We start from the raw sequence: 23,476 nt of genomic DNA, 5'->3' as shown, positions 1-23,476 counted from the left end.
CCATAAAGCGACTCCGCATAAGGCCTTTGGTTGTCAGTTTGTTGCAAAATACTATTTTATTCCTTTTCTGCGTCAATGCGTTATCACACTAGTGTTTCGACCGCTCTCCTGTACTTTTTAGAAGCATTTCAAGTTTTTTCATGTTCTTTATGGAATGTATTTCAGTTTGAAGTACATCCTGTCCATAAAAGAAGTTAACTTTGAGGAGGAAACCAAATGTTTAAAGTGTTAGTATCCGATCCAATCAGTGACCTGGGCATTCAGCAGCTGATGGATGCAGACGATGTCACGGTGGACAAGAACACAGGTCTCAGCGAGGATGAATTGGTTCAAATTATTGGTGACTATGACGCATTACTCGTCCGAAGCCAAACCCGGGTAACCGAACGCATCATGGCGGCAGGTAAAAACCTCAAGGTTATCGGACGTGCCGGGGTCGGAGTGGACAACATCGACCTTGAAGCAGCAACACAACGCGGGATTATCGTTATTAATGCTCCTGACGGCAATACCATTACGACATGTGAGCACACTTTTGCCATGATGATGGCACTGGCTCGCCATATTCCACAGGCTTACGCTAAAACCATCGGTGGTACATGGGATCGTAAAACATTCCTCGGTGTCGAACTGCGTAACAAAACACTTGGAGTCCTCGGCATGGGACGTATCGGCAGTGAGGTAGCTAAACGCGCCAAAGCATTTGGCATGAGCATCCTCGGTTATGATCCGTTTCTGACTGAAGAACGCGCTGAGAAGCTGGGCATCAAGCTGGCCAGCGTGGACGAAATTATCCGCAACGCAGATTTCATGACCGTACACACGCCATTAACACCAGAAACCAAGCATATGATCGCACGTCCGCAGTTTGAAGTGATGAAAAAAGGAATGCGCATCATCAACTGTGCCCGAGGCGGAGTTATCGATGAAATGGCACTTGTTGAAGCCATTGATGAAGGTATCGTTGCCGGTGCAGCCTTTGACGTATTCGAGTCGGAACCACCAGCACAGGATCATCCGTTCCTGAGCCATCCAAAAATTATCGTTACACCACATCTGGGTGCATCGACTGTCGAAGCTCAGGAGAACGTGGCGATCGACGTGTCTGAGCAGGTGCTGCATATTTTACGGGATGAGCCGTTTAAAAATGCGGTCAACATGCCTCCAGTACCATCCAATGTCATGACGCAATTGCAGCCATATTTCTCACTCGGAGAGAAGCTGGGCAGCTTTGCCGCTCAGATCACCAACCAGGCTGTACGTGAAATCCAGGTGGATTACGCTGGCGATTTGTCTTCTGTGGATACACAGCCGCTCACACGTTATATTTTGAAAGGCGTACTTAGCCGTCATCTGGGCAGCGATGTGAACATCGTAAACTCTGTGCATCTTGCCAAAACTCGTGACGTTCATCTCATCGTCTCTCAGGCGCCTGCCACCAAGGGCTTTACCAACCTGATCACCGTTACACTCAAAACGCAAAGCGGCGAAGAACAACGTGTTTCCGGCACCCTGCTCGCAGGCTATGGTGAACGTATTGTTCGGTTGAACCAGTTCCCGGTAGATGTGGCACCGGAGGCTCATTTCCTGCTCATCTCACACAATGATAAACCCGGCATTATCGGCCGTGTCGGCACCTTGCTTGGGGAGAACAGCGTCAACATCGCTTCTATGCAAGTAGGTCGTAAAATTGTAGGCGGTGAAGCTATCATGATCCTGACCGTTGACAAAGCTGTGCCTAAAGACGTACTGATTCAACTCGTAGGCTTGCCAGAACTGAATACTGCCCAAGAAGTAGTGCTGGATTAGTTCCAGTCAGTGTGAAAACTTCCTTGGTTTTATTTATAAAGAGAGGCGCCCGGCTACCGAGGCGCCTTTTCTTATACCCTTATCTAACATAGAAGCATCCATCTTGAAACTGAATGTTCCACGTTGAACAAGATAAATGTTGATTTTTCAACAAAAAGCACCCTCTTCCGAGGATGCCTGCAAACTGGGACATATGAGCTGTCGTTATAAGCTTGTTACAGAGCCCTGTCTTGTTTTATTGGAGATTGGCAGCAAAATAGTAAATTCCGTCCCTTCTCCCAGTACGCTAGCAGCTGAGACAGAGCCTCCGTGAGCCTCTACGATGTTTCTAACAATGGCAAGCCCCAGCCCAGTTCCTTTGTCCTCACCACGTACTCTAGCCTTGTCTGCCTTGTAGAAGCGGTCAAAAATATAAGGTAGATCCTCACTGGCAATGCCCACACCTTCATCTTTAATACGAATGCGGATTAACTCATTCCGTTCTCCCCGAATTTGATCCGCCGCAATGGTAACTTTTTTCCCGGAGGGTGTATGTCTGAACGCATTATCCAGCAAATTGGTCAGCACCTGCTCCAGTCGGTCTTCATCTGCCTCAGGCAACAGCAAGTGTTGATCTGACTCATAATAATCGAGTGTCAGTCCCCGTTCCTTGGAACGAACCGTAAATTTCCGGTGAACACGCTCGATCAGTTCATTCACATCCACTTCCTGACGGTACATGTCTGTATGACCTGCCTCCATTCGGGCCAGATCCAGCAGATCCTTGACTAATCTTCCCATACGCAATGATTCATCATGGATAACCTGTACTAGCTCCTCAGACTCTTCCGGTGAACCTGCCATGCCGTCCAGCAAAGCCTCACTGTATCCCTGCATCATAGATAAGGGTGTACGGATTTCATGGGATACGTTGGCTACAAAATCGCTACGCATCTTCTCAAGTTTTACTTCTTCCGTAATATCTCTAAGTACAGCTACTGCACCACGAATAGCGTTATCTGTATACAACGGCGCCATTTGCACTGACCACGAGCCTTTCTTGACATGGATGTAGTCTCCGACATCCTCGCCTCTGTCCATAACCGTATGGAACAAAGGCAGCAAAGGCTCAGGCACAGAAGCTCCGAATTCCTCCAGATCATGCCCCTGCCACTCCAGCTTTTCCCAAATATCCAGCAAACTTTGTGCAGGCGGATTCGTCAAGATGATTTGTCCACTTCTGTCGAAGGTAAATACGGCATCAGACATACTTCGCAGCACACTGGATAAGTGGTTTTTCTCCTCATTCAGACTGCGGATCGTCGCTTCCAGTTCCGTAGACATATGGTTAAAAGTTTTCGCCAGCTCTCCAATTTCATCGCTGGTCACCAGCGAAAGCCGAGTATCATACCTTCCCTCACGGATGGCATTCGCCGCCTGAATCAACAGCTGCATAGGCTGTGTGATTTTAGTAAAAAGAAATAGAGCAAAAAAGGTCGTCAATAAAAATCCGACAATACATGTATAGGTGAATAAATGCTTGATCTCCGTCGATTCATGTGCTGCAAAATTTCTGTTGATGTACGGCAATAAAAAAAGCCCCAGAAAAATAAGCACAGAACCTACAAGACAAATGATGGTGATCCACAGCTTGCCTACCAGCGATCTCCAGAAGTTCACGTTATTTTGGAACCTCCAGCTTATAACCTACGCCCCATACGGTCGTAATCATAGCCGCTGCCTCTGGCGATACCTTATTCAGCTTTTCACGAAGCCGTTTCACATGCGTGTCCACGGTGCGTAGATCACCAAAAAATTCGTAATTCCAAACATCTTTCAGCAGTTCTTCGCGTGAGAAGACTTTATCTGGCGACACCGCCAAATAATGCAACAGCTCGTACTCTTTAGGCGTTAGACTGATTTCAATTCCGCCTGCAGTTACCCGGTGTGCATCATGCTCAATAATAAGATTTGGAAAAACAATACTATTGCTTGGCACAGCCTCTTTCGTTAAAAAAGCAGTCTCCGACGACCGTCGTAAAATTGCCTTTACCCGATAAATGACCTCTCGCGGGCTGAAGGGCTTGACCACGTAATCATCAGCTCCGACTTCGAAGCCTTGCACGCGGTTCACTTCCTCGCCTTTGGCTGTCAGCATAATCACAGGTGTAGATTTGGTTTGGCGCAGCCGTGTACACACTTCAATCCCGTCCATACCCGGAAGCATCACATCGAGCAAAATAATACTGTAATCGCTTGCAGTCGCTTTTTGGAGAGCAATCTCGCCATCCTCAGCTTCTTCAATCTCGTATCCTTCTTTTTCTAGATACATCCGCAGAAGGCGGCGAATGCGTTCTTCATCATCTACAATTAATATGCGGTTGCTTTGTTCTGACATATTCCCAGCCCCTTCGCTAAAAAAAGCATTCTCTCTATTTTACTATTTTCCCGTGCTTGGTCAAACTTTACTCTCATCCAATAGTCTCTTTACGCCAAAAAGGCCGGGGTTATGACCCCCGTCCTGTCCGTTTCTTTTTCGTGTTGTCTGATTTGGCAAGTTGAATGAGACGGTTGATTTCGTCCTTGGTTAGGGGTCTGGTGAGACCACGCTTCAAGTTTTGCAGCAATAGATCCCCAAAAGCAATCCGCTTGAGTCGGATGACTGGGTGCGAAATGGCCTCAAACATCCGTCTTACCTGGCGATTTCTGCCTTCATAAATGGTAATCTGGATCACAGATTCCTTACCGTCCGGATCTACATCCTTATATTCTACCTCGGCCGGTGCAGTAATGCCATCCTCCAGCACGATTCCTTTTTTCAGCTTGTCCAGCTCAGTACCGTGCGGAACACCTTTGACTGTAGCCACATACGTCTTCGGCACATGATGCTTGGGATGGGTGAGCAGATTGGCGAACTCTCCGTCATTGGTAAGCAACAGCAACCCTTCGGTGTCGTAATCAAGACGTCCGACCGGATATACGCGTTCCTTGACGCCTTTTAGATAGTCAGACACAATTTTGCGACCTTCCGGATCGGAAGCGCTTGTAATGACCCCTTTGGGTTTGTTCATCATCAAATAGATTTTTTTCTCAGTTTTGATCGGGCGTCCCTTTACTGTAATCATATCTTGATCAGGGTCTGCTTTCGTTCCCAGCTCAGTTACGGTAACCCCGTTTACTTCCACACTGCCCGCCTGAATAAGCTCCTCACATTTACGTCTGGAAGCTACACCGGCTTGGGCCAATATTTTCTGCAATCTTTCCATGTTCGCTAATTCACCTCATGCTAATGATACCCATCCATGAGCAAAATCACAACCCCCGTTCAAAAAACGATGCAAAATTCAAAATACAAGCAAACAAATGGCAATAGCCGCCACAAAACCAACCACATCTGAAAATAGTCCCACCTTCAAGGCATATCGTCCATTGCGGATACCTACCGCACCAAAATATACAGTTAATACATACAGCGTCGTATCTGTGCTGCCCTGAATCGTTGAAGCAATCCGACCGATCATGGAATCGGGACCATAAGTGCGAATTAGATCCGTCGTGAACGCAAGTGAACCAGTGCCCGTCAATGGACGGAGCAAGCCTAAAGGCAGCACCTCGCCAGGTACGCCCCAGTTTTTAATCCACGGGGTTACCCAGGATATTACATAGTCCAAAGCGCCGGATGCTCGAAAAATGCTAATCGCCACCATCATACCTACAAGATGAGGAATAATGCTGATGGCGGTAGAAAAGCCGTCTTTGGCTCCATCTACAAAAGAATCGTAGACAGGGACCTTTTTGGCATATGCATATAAAGGAATAAAAGCGAGAATAACCGGGATGGCCCAAGTCGATACGAGGTTAATAAAATTCAGCATGCCTCCCTCATCCTTTCCAAGTGGTGTCCCTGCCCTTGGTAGCTGTGATTCCCGTTCGCGGCACGGCAGGTGAAGATATGGGCGGTACATGTGAAGAAGCCACAGATGTTGGTGCTTGCGAGGTACGTGGCGCCAAGGAGGTCTGGGATGGCGGATTCGCTGGAGGACGGCGACGCAATTCTCGACTACGATACCAACGATCCGCCGCAATGGCAGCAAAGGTGGCTATTGCGGTCGCCACCAGTGTCGTTCCGACGATTTCAGCCGGGTGGGCGGAATGAAAATTTAGCCGAATGGCGATCAACGTTGTAGGAATAAGCGTAATGCTGGCTGTATTCAGCGCGAGTAGCGTACACATGGCAGGTGTAGCGGTTTGCTTATCAGGATTGAGCGTTTGTAACTCTTGCATCGCCTTGATCCCCATGGGCGTTGCTGCATTCCCCAATCCGAGCAGATTGGCGCTCATATTGGACAAAATGTAGCCCATAGCGGGATGATTACGCGGAACATCAGGAAAGAGAAAGGCGACCAAAGGAGAAAGCAGCTTAGATATTTTCTGCAAGAGCCCACCGTCTTCAGCCAACCTCATCATGCCCATCCAGAATACCAGCACACTTATCAGTCCAAAGCATACTGTAACACCCGTAGTTGCCCCGTCAAAAGCCGCCTTCGTCACCACCTCTATATTTCCCTGTGCGGCTGCAAATACAAATCCTATACAAATCAAAGCCACCCATATGAGATGAATCATGACTGATTCCCCCTTTTCCCAATGATGTGACACCGCAGCTTTATAGCATCAAGCCTACTTGCCTTATGATCTGAACAGATTTTTAAGAATTTCATTCCATTTGCTCGTCCAACCTCGTGGCTGAGTATGGTTTGCAGGAACTTGTGCAGTCGGAGCCTCCTGCTGTGGATGTACAATAGTTTGAGTAGGCAGCTTACTACCTTTTTCATATACAGGAACAGAACCGATCAATTTACCTTCCAGTAAAAATTCGACCCGTCCTCGTAAACCAAAAGACACGTCAGCTCTATCCGCCGAAGCGGAATTTTTAAACAACACCAGTCTTTTGTGCAATTGAGTCTTCTCACCATCATGTAGAGGATAAGAAAAACTCGCCCCTGTCAAGAGGGGGTAACCATCAATAGGCTGCTGCTTGTCCGTAATCGGAATGAGAGGATAATATCGAAAGCCGTAATCAAGCATACGGGCATGGTCATTCCAATCGTCCCCGTCATTCAAGGTAACAGCAGCGAGCTGGCGCCCCTCACGCGTAGCCGAGCTGACCAGGCAACGAAACGCTTTTTTAGTAAAGCCTGTTTTTACACCGTCAGCTCCCTCATACAGCCGCAGCATTTTGTTTTTATTATGCCATGAATAGTCCCAGGAATCGTTGGGGTTCGGTGCTTTCTTCAGTTCTGTTTTTACGATACGGGCAAAAGTTGGGTTATGCAGCGCATAAGCAGTGAGCCGGGCCATATCGTTGGCTGAGGAATAATGTCCATCGGCATCCAGCCCATGAGGATTAGCAAAATGCGTATGGTTTAGCCCAAGCTGAACCGCCTTGTCATTCATTAAATGGACAAATCCCTCCTCTGTCCCCCCAACATGCTCGGCAATGGCAGAAGCTGCATCATTACCCGAACGGAGCATTAAGCCGTATAGCATATTTTCCAGCGTCATTTGTTCACCCATTTGCAGAAAAAGCGAGGAGCCTTCTTTGGCATACGCCGTTGAACTCACTTTTACTCGGTCCTGCAAGCGTCCATGTTCAATGGCTACAATCGCAGTCATAATTTTGGTTAGGCTAGCTATTCGGAGCTCCCGGTCACCTTCGGCTGAATATATGATCCGTCCTGAAGTGACATCAATTAAAGAAGCAGCCTGTGCATGAGTTCCTAACGCGGGCGGTGTTGCTTCTGTTGTCACCGCTCCCAGAACAGGCTGTGGACTCAGCAATGTAAGCGGCAATGACAAAACAAGGATAAGCGCTAGCGGTAAAACAAATGCGCGTGCCTTATTCTTAAAATGGCTGTGGTCCGCATGGATATGTTGTTTTTTTTTAAACATTTGGATTCCTCCGGTTTTGAGCAAGTCTTGTACCATTCTATGTCCAAGCTGTTCAAAGTATGTCCACCTTTATAACAGAAAATTCCTTGTACAGGACAGTCATTAGCCGCTCCTCTTTTGCTTTCTTTCTATGTTAACCAAGCAACTTGCACTCCTGAACACATATAATATTAGTTACTAAACGTTAAATATGAATCGGGGGGTTACAACATGCAGCGATTACAGTTTGAAATGATTTTAAGATCGCGGATTGTAGAGTCCGCACAAGCATTGCATCAAAGTGGTGTATCCTTCGCCACTTTTGCTACCGCGCGTTGCAACCCACAATTTTGGGAGTTAACGGAAAAAGGCGGTTTTCGGATCAAAGCAGGTGTCACTCCGGCGCAAGGGATCAGAGATATCTTTATAAACGGTCAACAATACGCTTTTGAATGTGCAACAGCAATGGTTATTGTGTTGTACAAAGGAGTACTGGATTCCATTCTAGAAAGTGAGTTTAATCAGATTTTTGCAGATATGCTGTTGTATGATTGGCACTATGACAGTGATCTCAGGCTTATACAACAGCAAGGCAGCCATAAAGCGGTTCCTGGGGACATTCTGTATTTTAACAATCCAGATGTGTCGTCCGATGCATTGGAATGGAAGGGAGAAAATGTCGTCAAACTGAAGGAAGATTCTTTCTATGGCCATGGGATTGGCATCTTGCCGGCTCAAGGTATTATTGATTCTCTTAATCGACATCGTCGCCCGGATGCCACGGTATCTGCTTATATGACGAATGAAGTGATCTACCCTGACTTCGTTTACCTATCCCAGTTCGCACCCGAAGAAAACCGAAAAAATGAACTATCAGTGAATACATTTTATTACCAAGAATTCAGTCACTGTATACATGCTGTCATTGGTGGAAGGCAGTATATTCAGGAATAGAGGCCGAGTTGATACTAAAAAGAAGGTATTCCTAGGCCACGCTCGGCTTGGGGATACCTTCTTGAGAGCACACTTTTAATTTCAATAACTTTTACAAGTAAGCCGGTCCAGATTGACTTTGGTCAGTATTAGCATTTGCAGGTACCTGTGGAGGTGGAGTCTGCATGTTGCTGCCTGAATTCTGGAAGATAGACTGAACCTTATCGATCAGGTATGGTGTGGAGTCGATGATTTTCTCAAACAGATGCGTTTGATTGTCCAGCGGAACGATTTGTGCTCCCTGTTTGCCGACAACTAGAAAGGCAATGGGATGAATAGATACACCACCACCGCTACCGCCACCAAAAGGATGTACTTCCTTCCCACTATGATTACCGGATGCTGAGGAAGTATGGAGCGCCTCTTCATCTACGTTAAAATCACTTCCCCCGGCTGCGAACCCAAATCCTACCTTACTGATTGGCAAAATAACGGAACCATCGGGTGTTTCCACCGCGTCTCCCACAATCGTATTCACGTCCACCATGGCCTTGATGTTCTCCATCGCGGTTTGCATGAGCCCTTGAATCGGATGATCTGACATGTTTTATTCCTCCTCTGCTTATCTCAAGCGTAGACTGCTTTTCTTTCGCTATTGTGCGCAAAGGTTCAGGGAAATATGTATGTCAATCCTCTACACTGTTTATTCCTCACTGCTGGCTTGTTGATTCTCAGGATTTTTGGAAATAACCCGCTTCCATGCCTCTGGTCCTCCCGGAACACGCCATATGCGGAAAGCTAGTCTGAGCATGGAAAAGATTAAATAACCGAGCGACATTTTTGCTTCACAGTTCAAGATGGTAGTAAAACGTAGTCGGTCCACCCAATAAGGCACAACAAACACCTTTGGGGTACAGTCCATGCGCACAATGCTGGAAGCAAAACCGATCAAGGTCGTTTTTAGCCCCCATAACATACCAGTTGAGGTCGCTGTATAAGCTGCGTCAGCCAGACTAATATTGGTAGACCACTCCATTTTGGACACTGTTACATGGGCCAATGTATGTCGCAGCCATCGCTGTAAAGATTGTGTTCCCTTGAGCAAAACCCGTATATCATGTATAAATTGCTTGATTTTTTCGATATCAATATTTCCGCTATCCACAGAAGCATCCGTTTTATGTATGTTTTTATTGCGGTCAAGCCGATAGAGAAGCCCTTTTTTCAAACCTGTTATGAGAATAGCTGGAATATCGTAATCCATTTTGACCAACCCGTATAGAATTCTGATCTCTAGATGCGCCCGATCATCATTGTCATGCTTGGCAATTTCCAGCTTCAATCGAATACGAGAGAGCAGAATAGCCAGTACGATGAATATAAAGATGATGATGGCGATACTGATCCATTTCCACACTGGCGAGTCCTCCCTACCCTTTTGCTATAGAATATCATGGCAAAAATAGTATGACCCTTCAGCGGAAAATCATGCATCTTAAAATGCCAAACAGCCAGCCCTCAACATCGTAAGGACTGGCTGTCTTTTGAATTTTATGAACTTAGGATTCCAGATCCGAATCGTTCTCCGCAGGCTGGCTGCTCTCCAGACGCTCGAACAATAGCTGTGTCTCTTCTTCCAAATTGTCTGAATCCTCGAACTGCTCCGGTTGCGGTAGATCTTCGAGAGAGCCTAGACCGAAATAATCCAAGAATGATTTCGTCGTTCCATACAATATTGGTCGTCCGATGGCCTCAGCTCGACCTTTCTCTTCAATGAGCTCCTTGTTGACCAGTGTATGTATGGCCCGCTCGGATTTGACACCCCGAATTTCTTCGATTTCAACTCTTGTAATGGGCTGGCGATAGGCCACAATAGCCAGTGTCTCCAAAGCAGCTTGAGACAGTGAGGCACGTGCCGGAGAGTAGGCGAGCTTTTCAAAATAGGGTGCATGTTCGGATAAGGTTGCAAGCTGATAATGGCCAGCAATACGGACAAGCTGCAGGCCTCTTCCTCCCTGCTCCATGTCCTGTTTCATATCCTCCAGACACTTTTCAACCAGCTCTTGCTGCTGCTCTACAATGTCGGCGATCTGCTTGGTGGACAACCCTTCCTCTCCCGCAAGAAAAAGCAGCCCCTCAATAATTGATTTCAGCTTCAGATAATCCATTAACCCGTAAATCCCCTCTCCACTCCATTACAATATCATCGAAAAGCTTCTCCTGATAACAGAAGATTTGCTTCATTTTCATCAATTCAAGGATAGCCAAAAAGGTTACAACCACCTCATGCCGATACATGTCCTCATGCATCAGCTTGGAGAACAGCAGCCGTCCTCCAGTCCCCACCATCTCTAACGCCCCGATAACTTGCCGGATACGGTCCTTGACTGAAATTTCGTCCCGATGAACACGGGTTACCGTCGTACGTCGTTCAGCTTTGCGTAACGCACGCTGAAAGGCCGCGACCAAATCGCTTGCATGCAGCCCATGCACCGGATTTGCGGGTTCGGTTGGCAAGAATGCGCTCAAATCTTCCGGCTCCTTGCCATAAATCAGACTCCGTTCCCACTCCCGTTCACTCAGGTGGCGAGCAATCCCTTTGTATTTACGATACTCCACTAGCTTGCGAACCAGTTCCTCGCGTGGATCATAGTCCTCTTCTTCATAATAATCCAAATCGTCATATTCCATCACAGGTGGCTTGGGAAGCAACAATTTACTCTTAATGGATAAGAGCGTCGCCGCCATCACTAGAAACTCGCTTGTAATGTCCAACTCCAGCTCCTGCATACTGTGCAAAAAAGCCATGTATTGATCAGTAATATCGCTAATCGGGATATCCTGAATGTCGATCTCTGCTTTATCAATCAGATGCAACAGTAGATCCAGCGGACCCTCGAATGTTTCCAGCTTGTAATTTACGACTGTCAATGTGCTTCCCCCTGCCTTACTCCAATCATCATTCAACAATACCTTTCCCCATTAGCACTTATGCTCTACGTTATCAATCCCTCTTTCTGTAGTATATACGTCATCGCCTTGCTTAACAATCCAATCCCTTTTCCACTTTGCAGTTTATGCCGTTCTTTCAGCCATTTATATCATTAGAACTGCTTACCGAGATTGGCCATTTCAATCGCAGCCAGCGCAGAATCCCAACCTTTATTACCAGCCTTCGTACCTGCTCGTTCAATAGCCTGCTCAATATTTTCCGTAGTCACTACACCAAAAATAATGGGGACACCCGTTTTCAGACTGCTTGCCGCCACACCCTTGGCCACTTCATTGCAGACGATATCATAGTGTGAAGTAGAGCCACGGATAACCGTGCCAAGCGTAATGACGGCATCATATTTTCCGCTTGCAGCCATTTTTTGTGCAATAAGCGAGATTTCAAATGCACCCGGCACCCATGCTACATCAATTTCATCTTCCTTTGCACCATGTCGTTGAAGTGCGTCAAGCGCACCACTTAACAGTTTGCTTGTAATAAACTCATTAAATCTGCCCACCACAATACCATACTTTAAACCACTTGATACAAGATTACCTTCCAGAAAACGTGCCATGCTTATCAACCTCTCTTTTTTTTGAATTTTTTACAATGACAAACGACGACGGTATTCAATTAAATGTTGAATGCTAATCAGCTTCAATTGATGTCGCTTGGCGATCACGGCCAAATCAGGCAAGCGGGCCATTGAGCCATCTTCCTTTATAATTTCGCAAATGACCCCGGCGGGATTAAAGCCGCTGAGTCGGGCCAGGTCGACAGCCGCTTCAGTATGACCGGCGCGTTGCAAGACCCCACCATCGCGAGCAATTAGCGGGAACATGTGACCAGGTTTGCGGAAATCGCTGCCCGTGATTGCTTCGTCGGCTAAGGCGCGAACAGTCAAAGAGCGCTCGGCCGCTGAAATCCCCGTTGTTGTCTTCATATGATCTACCGATACCGTAAAGGCGGTACCGTGAAAATCTGTGTTTTGCTCTACCATAAGATGCAATTCCAATACCTCGGCTCTGTGCTGTGTGATCGGCACGCAGACCAACCCGCGACCTTCTGTAATCATGAAGTTGATGACCTCAGGCGATGCTTTCTCAGCCAAAGCGATAAAGTCGCCTTCATTTTCCCGCTGTTCATCATCCACTACAATAACGACTTTGCCGTTCTTTAAATCCTCCAATGCTTCTTCGATGGAATCCAATCGAATCTCTTCGTCATGGTGCAACTCGCCCTGCTCCATGATGTTTGTCGTCGCACTTGTTTGGATGCCTCTATCCATAACCCTCTCCTCCTTATGTCTTATGTCACGAATGCTCCTGAACCAAATTTTCTATCATTCTGTATCAGGCTGTATCAAGCAAAGCCGTGTTTCGCCAAATAGTCCAAACTAAGAGGAGCTTGATCTGCTCTCTCCATCGGTACTGAACCTCTGTAATGTAAAAGCTGCTCCACATATTTGCCCAATATGTCGCATTCAATATTCACAGTGTCTCCCTCACGTTTGGCTTGTAAGGCCGTTTCGGCTAAGGTATGGGGGATAATAGATACGGCAAAGCTATCTCTCGTCCGCTGCGCGACTGTGAGGCTGATACCATCAATTGTAATTGACCCTTTGAGGAGAACATATTTAAATAATGCTTGATCAGAAGGCTCAACTTCGAACACAACTGCATTCTGGTCTGATGTTACTCCGCGAATCGTACCCGTCCCGTCCACATGTCCCTGTACGATATGTCCTCCGAACCTTCCATTCGCCGCCATCGCTCGCTCTAGGTTGACTCGGCTGCCGGATCTGAGTTCCCTTAGATTACTGCTGCGAAAAGTCTCTGGCATCACATCAACCTTAAAATCTTTAGTACCAATCTGTATTGCCGTCAGGCAAACACCATTTACCGAGACACTATCGCCTATTTTCAAATCGCCCAATACCACAGAACCCGAAATCCCAAGCACCATCGCTTCACCGCTCTTAGAAATACTTTGAATGCGACCCACTTCCTCGACCAATCCGGTAAACATGCTTTCACTCCTTTCCACTACATTTCAGTTTATCCCTAATTCATCTGCTGTAAGCGCAAATAACCCCCAGTCAGGATTCAATCCGTCATGGGGGTGATGAGAGTCACATATGTAGTATACAAGCGCAGTTCATGTATGTCTTAAAATGACATGAAATCATAGGTTTGCCAAAAGAAAGCATGATCGAAGATACAGCAATTACGCTCAGAACGTTATCAAAAAGAAAGCTAAAAAAAGCTATCGTCTGATGCTGTCCTACAACGAAATAAGCCATACGTACTTTTAAGTATGCTAAAAATTGGCACATGCCACGTCATGCACATGCGCTTCGTATCCTTCTCCCATCCAGACTATACTGTCGGTCCCGGAATTACACCAGGTCCACCTTCTGCTGATTGTTCAGCATCCGGGTCACGGACTAAGCCATGCTGTGTTCACAGAAGCGATTCACAAACATGTCATCACCGCCGGTGGGGAATTTCGCCCCGCCCCGAAGGATCTTGCTCTTATTTAATTGAATTAACATTAAACTTGTTACGTATATTAGCACCGACTTCAAAAAAAAGCAAGTTATCTAATAGAAGCTCCTGCTTTGGTTTTGACATATTGGCTGGAGAGTTCTTCAAACCAGGTTTTATCATTCATATGAAGTGCCAGATCAATCAGATCGGCCAGTTCGTCGACTCCAAGCTGTGTATCATGGTCAAAGGTAATAACGGCCGAAGCAACAGGTCCTCGCTCTCCCTCAGAACATGCTTCATAATCCAGTCGCACATCCACATGCCCATCAATAAACTCGCATTTTAGAAAATAAATAATTTCACACATTAAAATAGGGCGCACTTGTGTTTCTAACACACAATCCATCACCTTGGCAGAATAATGCTGGTTCGTCAGCGTGAATTTGTGTTCTGTTGCCGCCAGCGATGCCCGTCCAAAATCATCCGTAAACTTGAGTTCCACTGGCGTGATGTTCATAACCTTGGGGATTTGCTTCTTTATAATTTCAATTATTTCAACTGTATTCAGCTTAATCATTACCTGCACCTCATTGCATCTTAAAATTCAGAAGAAAACTTTATAACATGCCTTCTATAGGCCTCCACTCCTATATCGGAAATCATTACCTGTTTTTTTATGCCTCAATCCATAAACGCAAAAAAAGATTCCTTGCGCAGCAAGCGCAAGGAATCTCAATCGAACTGGTGCCGAAACAGCGGCTAACAATGTTACACGATTATTATGCAAAAAAACAGAATTATAACTCCGAAATTTCATGTTTCTTTTTCAGGATAGTCCAGCGACGCTCAATCTCCTGCTCAAAGGTAGCCATCGTTGCTTCCTCTTTGAGAAGATGCTTCGTTTTACCCATTAATTTCAGCCATTCTGCGGCTGGAATCCGTTTTCCCTTGTCTTCCGGATTGTACGTAATCGTCGTGCTTCCCTGCTCGATTTCGTACAAAGGAAAGAAGCAAGATTCGACTGCGGCGCCTACGATGCTAGTACCCAGTCTGTCTTCGGATTTCCAGTTGAGCGGGCAAGCGCACAGAATTTTACCATAAGCAGTACCGACGTTGTTGGCATACCATTGAGCCTTGGCCGCTTTGCGCAGCATATCCTGCGGATGGCTTTCGGCTGCGGTAAAAGCATACGGGATGTTACAGGCGGCCATGATTTGTACGGTATCCTTATGATGCCCTTGCTTCCCTTTTTGCATTTTCCCTACACCCGATGTACTGGTCATATGCCCCATTGGAGTGGAGTACGATTGCTGCGAACCTGTATTCATGTACCCCTCGTTGTCATATTCCAGCATAATCAGTTTATGGTTACGCAGAGCCGCACCAATTGCAGAACCCATACCGATATCCATCCCGCCGTCACCACTGATCATGATAAAGGTTGGATCATCCGACATCACAATTTCATTACGTCGCTTCATCTCCATGTAAGCTTCCAGCGCACCTGAAAGGGTAGCGGCCCCGTTTTGAAAAAGATTGTGGATCATCGGTTGCTTGTGTGATGTATATGGATACCCTGTCGTCACCACATAAACGCAGCCAGTCTGGAACAGTACGACAATATCGCCTTCAATTCCTTTAAAAAATAGCTCAAGCGCAGACAAGGCTCCACAACCAGGACAAGCCCCATGCCCTGGTGTAAGACGGCGTGGTTTGGTTGTCAACGAACGCAGAGGTGGTACCTTGACTTTGAGCTTCCCAGTCGCCTCGTCCGGCGTAACCTGAATCAGACCCGTACGGTATGCATTGCCACGTGGTGGCTGCATGACTTGCGGCATCACTTTGTCCGGTGAACCCGGATTAATCCCGTAATAATCAAAGGGCTGCTCCGCACGTCCAACCTCTGCCGCCTGAATCGCAAGCTGGAAGAACGCCTCTGCATCTTCCGCATAAAAATCCTTACCACCCAAGCCAAAGATACGGCTTAACACGATGGTTTGGTTCAGCGGGTCCTCCTGCAACGCCGCCTTGATTTCATGCGTCAAATTACCGCCATCCGATCCGTACGAATCTGCACGTTCACCCACCAGCAGCGCCTTGACATGGCGCAATGCCTCTCGCAATTGTGCAGCAGGAAATGGCCGGATGATATTCGGACGAATCACACCCGCTTTAATGCCGCGCGCGCGGAGTTGATCTGCCACATCCTTGGCCGATTCGGCCGCCGAGTTCAGCAGGAAGACCGCAACCTCAGCATCCTCCATATGATACAGGTCCAAAATCGGATATTCCCGCCCGGATAAAGCGGCATATTCTGCTGCTACCTGCTCATATACTCCTTCTGAAAGCTTCAAAGCTTTGGACAGTTGAACGTGATTATTCGTCAGGTCATCGCCGTTCATATGCGCACCCACAGTGACAGGACGATCAAAATCCGTAATATTCGGATAATTTAGGTTCGGGTTGGGGCCTACAAAATCGCGTACGGTCTCTGCATCGGCAAAATATTGCACTTTACGTTTTTGATGAGAAGTATAAAACCCGTCATACGCGACCATTACTGGCAATCGTACATCGCTATGCTCTGCAATTTTCAAGGCCATAATGTTCATATCATACACAGCCTGTGGCGTACTCGCTGTCAATATAACCCAGCCTGTATTCAAACCATAATACAGGTCCGAATGATCCCCCCGAATATCCAGGGGACCACTGACTGCACGTGTCACCAAATTCATAACCATAGGAAAACGGGTACCTGACTGGACAGGCAACTGCTCCAGCATGTACAGGAAACCTTGCGAACTGGTGGCATTGACAACCCGTGCTCCGGCCGCCGCAGCTCCATAACAAATCCCTGCCGATCCGTGTTCTCCATCTGCTGCAACCAGCTTAATATTATGCTGACCACGCGTTTTCATTTGATCCAGATACTGTGCTACCTCAGTCGACGGCGTAATCGGGAAATATCCCATCATATGATAATTGATCTGCGCAGCCGCTGTAGCTGCCATTTCATTACCGGATTCGAATGTTGTCACTTGTGCGGCGCCCGTCTGTTTGAGTTCTTCCTCCAGCTTTGCCATTACGCACGCCCTCCTTCATATACTGGAAATTGGTGGGCAACGCGATTCTGCTCCGCCCAGCCCCATTGTTCGCGACGCGAGCTTAATGCCCCCGACGGGCAAATATCTACACACTTCAGACACCCTTTGCAATACTGGTAATCAATCCCTTGCAAAAACGGCATCATTCTTCCGCGTTTGTCTGCTTGCTCTTCCCATACAAAGCAGTAATCCGGGCAAATCGAATCACACTTGGCACAATGAGTACATTTATCAGCTTCATACTCAGGTACATAACCCTGACGTGAACCACTAACATCTTTCGTCATGCTGTTGCCCTGAGTTGCAATAACGCCCCCCAGCAATTGAGTTTCGTACCCTAGCAAAGGCTGCGGACGTTCAAAAACCCGATCCTGCGCGTCAGCAGTAACCGGATATACATGTAGTTGCATTTCTTCAAAACCACGATTAAACGTACGCAGATTAGGTTCCACTAATTGTGGATTTTTCTTTTCAAAAGTACTGCGAATAACCGATCTCATTGCTTCCGGGTCCAGGAAATCACAGACACGGAACAAGGCACCTAGCATGGACGTATTTAGTTTGGTCCGCTCTTCCAGTGCGATGCCCATCGCATCCACCACTGCTAATGTACCGGATACCAGTCCCAAATCAGCCCGTATTTCTTCTGCCGGACGTGTGGAATTGACCACTACAATCCCATCTGCTGGCAGGCCGCTGATTACATTTACCGTTTTGTATAACGTTTCATGGAAAATGCCTACCACATGCGGTTGCTCGATCGGACTGTGATCGCGAATATCCACCTCCGGCTCACAGAAGCGAACAAAGCTTTTAACTGGAGATCCCTTCTTTTCCGAACCGTAGGATGAGAAATTTGAAGCATTCAGTCCCAGACCAAGTACCCCGGTTTCGGCCAACATTTTACCAGCCAGATTTGCGCCGAGTCCACCAATGGATTCCAGCCGGATTTCAAAAAATCCGAGTCGATTTGTGCGCGTTAAAATAGACAATGTGATAAGCCCCCTTCTTTTCCAACTCTTACTGAGCTTGAATACTCATATAAAATAAATGGAAAATGCATTCTTATGAAAAGGCTATCACAACACTTACTTTTCGAATGTGATCTTACGCACTGTAATACCTACGTGATTGTAAAAATCAGCAAACCGTCAAACAAAAGACAACAAAAGCCGCCCTGTCCAAAGACAGAACGGCTTAGGTGCAACGCTATTTAAAGGAATTCAAATCATGCATGTAATGGTAAATTACACGTCAAATACTTTAACCTCTTTCATTTTGTCGCCTTGTTTTACAGCATCAATGAATTCCATACCTTTGGTTACTTTACCAAATACAGTATGTACTCCATCTAAATGCGGCTGTGGAGCGTAGCAAATAAAGAATTGACTGCCACCTGTGTTGCGACCTGCATGAGCCATGGACAGAACGCCTTTGGCATGCTTTGTTGTATTCGTAGCTGTTTCACAGTCAATGGTGTAGCCAGGACCGCCAGTACCATTACCGATCGGACAACCCCCTTGAGCAACAAAGCCCGGGATGACACGGTGGAAGCTCAAACCATTGTAGTAACCGCTGTTTGCCAGCTTTTCAAAGTTAGCAACGGTGTTTGGAGCTTCTTCTGGGAAAAAGTCAATTTCGACGATACCGCCGTTTTCAAGATCTATTCTACCTTTTTTCATTGTTTGTATCTCCTTTTCAACCTGTTTTGAGAACTAAATAACATCAAGTTCCAGTTTACTATGAATTGGCGCGCTTAGCAAAGCCTTGTCCAAAAAAAAGGGGCCATTGTCCCCGGTCTATTATTACCGAGGCAATGGCCTGCTTGATTTTAGAATTCCACAATCAGGACGAAACCGTAATCTTGGCATTGGGCTGAACCACTGAACTGGCTTGATCACGAACCAAGCGCTGTGGCAAAACATCATTGCGAACGATATCCTCGTAGGTTTCCCGACGCACTACCAGCTCGGCCTCACCGTTGTTGACAAATACAACTGCTGGTCGGCGTATCCGGTTATAATTGCTCGCCATGGAGTAATTATAAGCTCCGGTTGAGGCAACAGCGAGCAAGTCTCCACTATTCGGGCGAGGCAGTTCTACATCCCAAATAAGCATATCGCCGCTTTCACAGCATTTGCCTGCAATGGACACTGTCTCTTCGTTCGCATCTTGCGCTCGATTAGCCAGCATTGCTTCATACTTAGCCTGATACAGTGCAGGACGTGGATTATCTGTCATTCCGCCGTCTACAGAAACGTATTTACGAACCTGCGGAATATCCTTGATGCTTCCTACCGTATACAAGGTTGTACCTGAATCACCTACAATACTGCGTCCCGGCTCAATCCAAATTTCTGGAAGTTCATCGTAAAGCCCTGAAAAATGAGTTTTCACCGCTTCGCCGATAGCCTGTACATAGGTGGATAGTTTCAGCGGTGTGTCCTCCTCTGTGTAACGGATACCAAATCCCCCACCGAGATTAATCACCTTGAAGGAATACTGAAGCTGTTCCTTAATCTCCCTGCAAAAAACTGCGACCCGCTCGGCAGCCATTTGGAAGCCATTGACTTCGAAGATTTGCGAGCCGATATGAGAATGTACTCCCAGCAGATTAAGATGATCCAGCTTGATAGCCTGTTCCACCGCTTGACGGGCTGTGCCATTCGCAATGTCAAAACCAAATTTTGAATCTTCTTGACCTGTGGCCATATATTCATGCGTATGCGCCTCAACCCCCGGCGTAACCCGCAGTAAAATATTGACCTGTTGTCCTTTTTCAGAGGCGAGAGCCTGTAACAAATGCAATTCCATCTTGCTATCAACGACAAAGCAGCCAATTTGCGCCTCTAACGCCATTTCAATTTCTTCCGGCGTCTTGTTATTGCCATGAAAATGGATTCGTTCTGCCGGGAATCCTGCTTGCAGCGCTGTGAACAGCTCTCCGCTGGAAACAACGTCGAGCGACATCCCTTCTTCAGCAGCTAAAGCGCACATTGCCATAACACAAAATGCTTTGCTTGCATAAGCCACTTGAAACTTTAAACCGGTCTCACGGAATGCTTCTATAAATTCCCGGCAGCGCCGGCGGACTAACTGTTCGTCTACAATATATAGCGGCGTGCCAAAACGCTCTTTCAAAAGCGTGGTATCACATCCGCCAATCTCCAAATGTCCATTGCTGTTAATTTTACTGCTTCCATGCAAATACATGTTCTGGCGCCTCTCTTTCTGGAACAAGCTAGTCATATTCCATCGAATGTTTACACCAGTATAGCAAAAAAAACATCAAGAACAATGGATTTTTATGCAGATCATTTACATTAATGCTCCTGTCCATTGCCTGAGTTCGAATCGGTGTTGGCATCCGTATGGGGCATACGCGTATTGTCCCTCGTTTTATTAAATGACGGGCGGTTAGGCGCATCAAGTACAGGCATACGGAACAAAATGGAAGCTAACGCTTTGGCATTAAAAGGAATAAACGGCCACAAATACGAAGAATTATATGACCGATGCAGCGTCAGCATCAAAATGATCAGTGTCGTGCCCACGACAAAGCCTGGTACGTGAAAAATAGCAACAGCAATCAGCAGGAATAGTCGAATCAGTCTATTCGCGAGTCCCAGCTCATAGCTTGGTGTTGCGAACATTCCTATGGCAGCAACAGCCATGTACAATACGACTTCATTTACGAACAGTCCCGTCTTAACCGCTATATCACCAACCAGAATGGCTGCAATCAACCCCATGGCGGAAGCCAATGGTGTCGGAGTATGCACAGCTGCCATTCGCATAAGATCGACCCCTAGTTCCACAATGATAAACTGGGCAATCAGCGGAAAATGCGCTTCCTTTTGAGGGCCGATAAAATCGAGAAACGCCGGTTTTAATTCGGGATTGATAACCATTAGCAGCCACATCGGAAGCAGAAACATCGAGGCGAATATGCCTATAAAACGTACCCAGCGTAAATAGCTACCCATAAAAGCGGTTTGCCGATTCTCTTCTGCATGCTGGCACAGGTCAAAAAAAGTGGTAGGCAAAATCATTACGCTGGGTGAGGTATCAACGAAAATTACGAGCCTTCCTTCCATAATATGCGAAGCCACAACATCTGGTCGCTCTGAATATCGTACTAATGGATATGGATTCCAACCTTTATTGATAATCGTCTCCTCTAATTGCTTATCAGCCAGTGGAATACCATCCAGATTAACATTTTTAATTTTGTCTCGTACCGTATCCACCATGACCTTATCCACAATATCATCAATGTAGCCCAAGCATACATCTGTTCGAGTTCGGCGTCCGACCTGCATGGCCTCGAATTTAAGTCCGGGGTCTCGCAAACGCCGACGCACTAAACCTACATTTGTAAGCATCGTTTCAGTAAAACCATCACGTGCACCGCGCACAACTCTCTCCAAGGAAGGTTCTTCTGGGCTCCGTACAGGGTAATTACGAGTATCCAGAATAACAGCAAAACGCTCGCCTTCCATGAAGAGAGCACTCATTCCCGTCAGTACCTTGTTTATGACAACGGACATCTTATCCGTCTTCTCCACCTGTATATGTGGAATAAAATTTTCGAAATACGCTTGAAGTCCAGCTGAAGTCATGTCATCCGGCGTCAGATAGGTGAGCCGCTTTAGCACCTCAAGCATGATCTGATCCTTGGCAAAGGTATTCAAGAACAAATACCCGATATGGCGGCCACCTGTTGTCATTTCCCTAAATACAACATCAAAGGTTTCTCCCAAACCCAATACCATCTTAAGGGTTTCACGATTTTTCTTCATCTTTGGCGAAATATCATCCTCAATCTGCCAATAACGAATGGATTCCTCTACATTATCAGAACGCTCGCTTTCTTTTTTGTGCTTAAGACGGGCGGCTTCCTGCTCCTGCTTTTGCTTCCAGGAGCCCAAACTTTCCCCGTCAGTATGATTTTCCCTTCCAATTGCTCCGTCTCCATGATAATGCTCCTGCTGATCCTGATCCGTTCTGTGATCCATACTTCTTGCCCCCTTCTCTTTCACTATTAACGGTTGTATACAAACCAATCAAATAAGGAACCCGTTACCTTGCCAAGCACCATTGCCATTAACAGACCGAACATGTATACAGTCATATGGAGTCGCTTGGCCAGTATCGGCAGGAGATTCAGCACCTCTGTTAGAGCCGCGGCGAGCAAGCCAATAAACACTCCGCAAAACAAACCAGGTATCCATGTAAATATGCCCGGTAATGGCAAGCAGATGTTCCAAAAATCGACCACGGTTCCCGCCACTGAACCTAAAATCATCGCCTTTTCGTATGCACGTGATTTTTTATACGTCCGGGTGAGTTGTGCTAATCGCGGCATAATATCCAGCACAATAAAAAAAGCAATCACACCGCTACCTACCGCCAGCCCCCCAGCGATACCCAAAATAATCTGAAGTGCAGCCTGTACAAATATCATGGTTTCTTATCCTTTGGCTGCAAACGAGCCATCTTTTCATACTCCTCTGCCACAACATACTGATCCACATTTTCCTGATACAGATACATTTCCACCTCCAGTGGCGTCGGCTCCTCATTCCATTTTTTCTTGAACAAGTGATTAAAAAATACGATCATACCAAAGCCGATGCCGATCGAGTAAGCAATTTGGAACAAGTACGGGTGCTCATCCTTTTGTCCCGTAATCATTTCTACAATCCGAACCTGTACCTCCATCATGCTAACGTCAGCATGAAAGTTCATAATCGTCAGCGCAGAGCCAAAAAACAGAAGCAACCATACCAACACGAACAGTATTTTGGATGGCTTACGGGGTCTCTCCACGAGTTCCACAAGTACATGCGGTTTCCCGAGAGATTCAATTACAACTCCCGGAATATGATCTCTAATTTTTGATATGATCTGTAGCATGTCCACCAGTATCAGGTTACCGTCCTGCTTCTGCGGCCGCTTGAGAACAAGTTCAAGCAGATCCTTTTCCCATTCGGGCTCCGTCAGCAGATGGGCTACATCGCCCAAATGTAAATCCTGCCCTTGGATCATACGCACACGGCTGCGGAGCCGCAAGTAGACAATAGGAGCCGGACTATGATTCATCCGATTCCCTCCTTATCCTCGTAATTACCGATTAGTATGGAGCGAAGCAAGCAAACCTATTCTGTATATTGTCTTTTGTCACACGCAAAAAAGAGTACTCCTGGCCATTAAAATGGCTTTGGAATACC

General features: G+C 46.6%; 23 protein-coding genes and 1 riboswitch. Of the genes, 2 read left to right on the top strand and 21 right to left on the bottom strand.

Annotated elements, in window-relative coordinates; translation table 11 throughout:
* Positions 1–216 precede the first annotated feature (216 nt).
* Positions 217–1,809, top strand: coding sequence for a phosphoglycerate dehydrogenase (serA, locus tag BN1546_RS22375; RefSeq protein ID WP_090738853.1), 1,593 nt, complete (start codon positions 217–219; stop codon positions 1,807–1,809).
* A 204-nt stretch (positions 1,810–2,013) separates the two neighbouring features.
* On the opposite strand, the gene BN1546_RS22370 is transcribed toward serA, so the two are convergent.
* The 6 genes from BN1546_RS22370 to BN1546_RS22345 form a co-directional block, all read right to left on the bottom strand.
* The gene (locus BN1546_RS22370) at positions 2,014–3,468 is read right to left on the bottom strand and encodes a sensor histidine kinase (RefSeq protein WP_090738852.1); all 1,455 of its coding nucleotides are present in this window, start codon (positions 3,466–3,468) and stop codon (positions 2,014–2,016) included.
* Between the two features lies 1 nt (position 3,469).
* Positions 3,470–4,186: a response regulator transcription factor gene (locus tag BN1546_RS22365; RefSeq protein WP_013371713.1), complete on the bottom strand. Its 717-nt coding sequence runs from the start codon at positions 4,184–4,186 to the stop codon at positions 3,470–3,472.
* A 109-nt stretch (positions 4,187–4,295) separates the two neighbouring features.
* Positions 4,296–5,054, bottom strand: a complete 759-nt coding sequence (locus BN1546_RS22360; RefSeq protein WP_013371714.1) for a pseudouridine synthase — start codon at positions 5,052–5,054, stop codon at positions 4,296–4,298.
* Between the two features lie 78 nt (positions 5,055–5,132).
* A complete protein-coding gene (locus BN1546_RS22355) occupies positions 5,133–5,663 on the bottom strand; it encodes a spore maturation protein (RefSeq protein WP_014599983.1) in 531 nt (176 codons plus the stop codon).
* A gap of 7 nt (positions 5,664–5,670) precedes the next feature.
* Positions 5,671–6,414, bottom strand: coding sequence for a nucleoside recognition domain-containing protein (locus tag BN1546_RS22350; protein ID WP_013371716.1), 744 nt, complete (start codon positions 6,412–6,414; stop codon positions 5,671–5,673).
* Between the two features lie 63 nt (positions 6,415–6,477).
* Positions 6,478–7,740: a D-alanyl-D-alanine carboxypeptidase family protein gene (locus BN1546_RS22345; RefSeq protein ID WP_090738851.1), complete on the bottom strand. Its 1,263-nt coding sequence runs from the start codon at positions 7,738–7,740 to the stop codon at positions 6,478–6,480.
* Positions 7,741–7,950: 210 nt separating this feature from the next.
* On the opposite strand from BN1546_RS22345, the gene BN1546_RS22340 reads away from it, so the two are divergent.
* A complete protein-coding gene (locus BN1546_RS22340; RefSeq protein ID WP_040103469.1) occupies positions 7,951–8,673 on the top strand; it encodes a hypothetical protein in 723 nt (240 codons plus the stop codon).
* 91 nt (positions 8,674–8,764) lie between these two features.
* Here the strand turns inward: BN1546_RS22340 and ytfJ are convergent, their stop codons facing one another.
* The 15 genes from ytfJ to BN1546_RS22265 all read right to left on the bottom strand — a co-directional run bounded on the left by ytfJ (position 8,765) and on the right by BN1546_RS22265 (position 23,348).
* On the bottom strand, positions 8,765–9,256 hold the full coding sequence (gene ytfJ, locus BN1546_RS22335) for a GerW family sporulation protein (protein ID WP_013371720.1): 492 nt from the start codon (positions 9,254–9,256) through the stop codon (positions 8,765–8,767).
* A 99-nt stretch (positions 9,257–9,355) separates the two neighbouring features.
* Positions 9,356–10,069, bottom strand: a complete 714-nt coding sequence (locus tag BN1546_RS22330) for a DUF2953 domain-containing protein (protein ID WP_025675638.1) — start codon at positions 10,067–10,069, stop codon at positions 9,356–9,358.
* 142 nt (positions 10,070–10,211) lie between these two features.
* On the bottom strand, positions 10,212–10,820 hold the full coding sequence (gene scpB, locus BN1546_RS22325) for an SMC-Scp complex subunit ScpB (RefSeq protein ID WP_013371722.1): 609 nt from the start codon (positions 10,818–10,820) through the stop codon (positions 10,212–10,214).
* Positions 10,789–11,583, bottom strand: coding sequence for a segregation and condensation protein A (locus BN1546_RS22320; RefSeq protein ID WP_040103467.1), 795 nt, complete (start codon positions 11,581–11,583; stop codon positions 10,789–10,791). The genes scpB and BN1546_RS22320 overlap by 32 nt, the downstream gene beginning before the upstream one ends.
* 173 nt (positions 11,584–11,756) lie before the next feature.
* On the bottom strand, positions 11,757–12,221 hold the full coding sequence (gene ribE / locus BN1546_RS22315; protein ID WP_058711110.1) for a 6,7-dimethyl-8-ribityllumazine synthase: 465 nt from the start codon (positions 12,219–12,221) through the stop codon (positions 11,757–11,759).
* 30 nt (positions 12,222–12,251) lie between these two features.
* Entirely contained in the window at positions 12,252–12,935 is a 684-nt protein-coding gene (gene ribB / locus BN1546_RS22310) for a 3,4-dihydroxy-2-butanone-4-phosphate synthase (RefSeq protein WP_176702350.1), read from the bottom strand.
* A gap of 74 nt (positions 12,936–13,009) precedes the next feature.
* On the bottom strand, positions 13,010–13,675 hold the full coding sequence (ribE, locus tag BN1546_RS22305; RefSeq protein WP_013371726.1) for a riboflavin synthase: 666 nt from the start codon (positions 13,673–13,675) through the stop codon (positions 13,010–13,012).
* Between the two features lie 329 nt (positions 13,676–14,004).
* A riboswitch (FMN riboswitch) is annotated at positions 14,005–14,177 on the bottom strand.
* Between the two features lie 68 nt (positions 14,178–14,245).
* On the bottom strand, positions 14,246–14,713 hold the full coding sequence (locus BN1546_RS22300; protein WP_058829742.1) for an IDEAL domain-containing protein: 468 nt from the start codon (positions 14,711–14,713) through the stop codon (positions 14,246–14,248).
* A 220-nt stretch (positions 14,714–14,933) separates the two neighbouring features.
* Positions 14,934–17,222 (bottom strand): thiamine pyrophosphate-dependent enzyme, encoded by a 2,289-nt coding sequence (locus BN1546_RS22295; RefSeq protein WP_090738850.1) that lies wholly within the window; start codon positions 17,220–17,222, stop codon positions 14,934–14,936.
* Entirely contained in the window at positions 17,222–18,235 is a 1,014-nt protein-coding gene (locus tag BN1546_RS22290; RefSeq protein WP_013371729.1) for a 2-oxoacid:acceptor oxidoreductase family protein, read from the bottom strand. The genes BN1546_RS22295 and BN1546_RS22290 overlap by 1 nt, the downstream gene beginning before the upstream one ends.
* Before the next feature lie 255 nt (positions 18,236–18,490).
* On the bottom strand, positions 18,491–18,925 hold the full coding sequence (locus BN1546_RS22285) for a peptidylprolyl isomerase (protein WP_013310775.1): 435 nt from the start codon (positions 18,923–18,925) through the stop codon (positions 18,491–18,493).
* 163 nt (positions 18,926–19,088) lie between these two features.
* Positions 19,089–20,456 carry a diaminopimelate decarboxylase gene (gene lysA, locus BN1546_RS22280; RefSeq protein WP_013371730.1) on the bottom strand — a complete coding sequence of 456 codons (1,368 nt, stop codon included), beginning with the start codon at positions 20,454–20,456 and terminating at the stop codon, positions 19,089–19,091.
* Between the two features lie 110 nt (positions 20,457–20,566).
* Positions 20,567–22,261 carry a spore germination protein gene (locus BN1546_RS22275; RefSeq protein ID WP_090738849.1) on the bottom strand — a complete coding sequence of 565 codons (1,695 nt, stop codon included), beginning with the start codon at positions 22,259–22,261 and terminating at the stop codon, positions 20,567–20,569.
* Positions 22,262–22,287: 26 nt separating this feature from the next.
* Positions 22,288–22,710 (bottom strand): stage V sporulation protein AB, encoded by a 423-nt coding sequence (locus BN1546_RS22270; protein WP_090738848.1) that lies wholly within the window; start codon positions 22,708–22,710, stop codon positions 22,288–22,290.
* Positions 22,707–23,348, bottom strand: coding sequence for a stage V sporulation protein AA (locus tag BN1546_RS22265; protein ID WP_025675632.1), 642 nt, complete (start codon positions 23,346–23,348; stop codon positions 22,707–22,709). Before BN1546_RS22265 ends, BN1546_RS22270 begins: the two co-directional genes overlap by 4 nt.
* Positions 23,349–23,476: the final 128 nt, after the last annotated feature.

This window comes from Paenibacillus sp. Mc5Re-14 (assembly GCF_001049835.1).
GTDB classification, from domain to species: Bacteria; Bacillota; Bacilli; order Paenibacillales; family Paenibacillaceae; genus Paenibacillus; species Paenibacillus polymyxa_C.
This window is presented reverse-complemented; position numbering and strand designations above follow the sequence as displayed.

Coding starts and splice junctions, on each gene's coding strand:
- BN1546_RS22360 (WP_013371714.1), bottom strand. CDS start 5,054: ATGGAAAGATTGCAGAAAATATTGGCCCAAGCCGGTGTAGCTTCCAGA.
- BN1546_RS22265 (WP_025675632.1), bottom strand. CDS start 23,348: ATGAATCATAGTCCGGCTCCTATTGTCTACTTGCGGCTCCGCAGCCGT.
- BN1546_RS22275 (WP_090738849.1), bottom strand. CDS start 22,261: ATGGATCACAGAACGGATCAGGATCAGCAGGAGCATTATCATGGAGAC.
- BN1546_RS22345 (WP_090738851.1), bottom strand. CDS start 7,740: ATGTTTAAAAAAAAACAACATATCCATGCGGACCACAGCCATTTTAAG.
- BN1546_RS22270 (WP_090738848.1), bottom strand. CDS start 22,710: ATGATATTTGTACAGGCTGCACTTCAGATTATTTTGGGTATCGCTGGG.
- lysA (WP_013371730.1), bottom strand. CDS start 20,456: ATGTATTTGCATGGAAGCAGTAAAATTAACAGCAATGGACATTTGGAG.
- BN1546_RS22365 (WP_013371713.1), bottom strand. CDS start 4,186: ATGTCAGAACAAAGCAACCGCATATTAATTGTAGATGATGAAGAACGC.
- BN1546_RS22300 (WP_058829742.1), bottom strand. CDS start 14,713: ATGATTAAGCTGAATACAGTTGAAATAATTGAAATTATAAAGAAGCAA.
- BN1546_RS22295 (WP_090738850.1), bottom strand. CDS start 17,222: ATGGCAAAGCTGGAGGAAGAACTCAAACAGACGGGCGCCGCACAAGTG.
- BN1546_RS22340 (WP_040103469.1), top strand. CDS start 7,951: ATGCAGCGATTACAGTTTGAAATGATTTTAAGATCGCGGATTGTAGAG.
- ytfJ (WP_013371720.1), bottom strand. CDS start 9,256: ATGTCAGATCATCCGATTCAAGGGCTCATGCAAACCGCGATGGAGAAC.
- serA (WP_090738853.1), top strand. CDS start 217: ATGTTTAAAGTGTTAGTATCCGATCCAATCAGTGACCTGGGCATTCAG.
- ribE (WP_058711110.1), bottom strand. CDS start 12,221: ATGGCACGTTTTCTGGAAGGTAATCTTGTATCAAGTGGTTTAAAGTAT.
- BN1546_RS22350 (WP_013371716.1), bottom strand. CDS start 6,414: ATGATTCATCTCATATGGGTGGCTTTGATTTGTATAGGATTTGTATTT.
- ribB (WP_176702350.1), bottom strand. CDS start 12,935: ATGGATAGAGGCATCCAAACAAGTGCGACGACAAACATCATGGAGCAG.
- scpB (WP_013371722.1), bottom strand. CDS start 10,820: ATGGATTATCTGAAGCTGAAATCAATTATTGAGGGGCTGCTTTTTCTT.
- BN1546_RS22285 (WP_013310775.1), bottom strand. CDS start 18,925: ATGAAAAAAGGTAGAATAGATCTTGAAAACGGCGGTATCGTCGAAATT.
- ribE (WP_013371726.1), bottom strand. CDS start 13,675: ATGTTTACCGGATTGGTCGAGGAAGTGGGTCGCATTCAAAGTATTTCT.
- BN1546_RS22355 (WP_014599983.1), bottom strand. CDS start 5,663: ATGCTGAATTTTATTAACCTCGTATCGACTTGGGCCATCCCGGTTATT.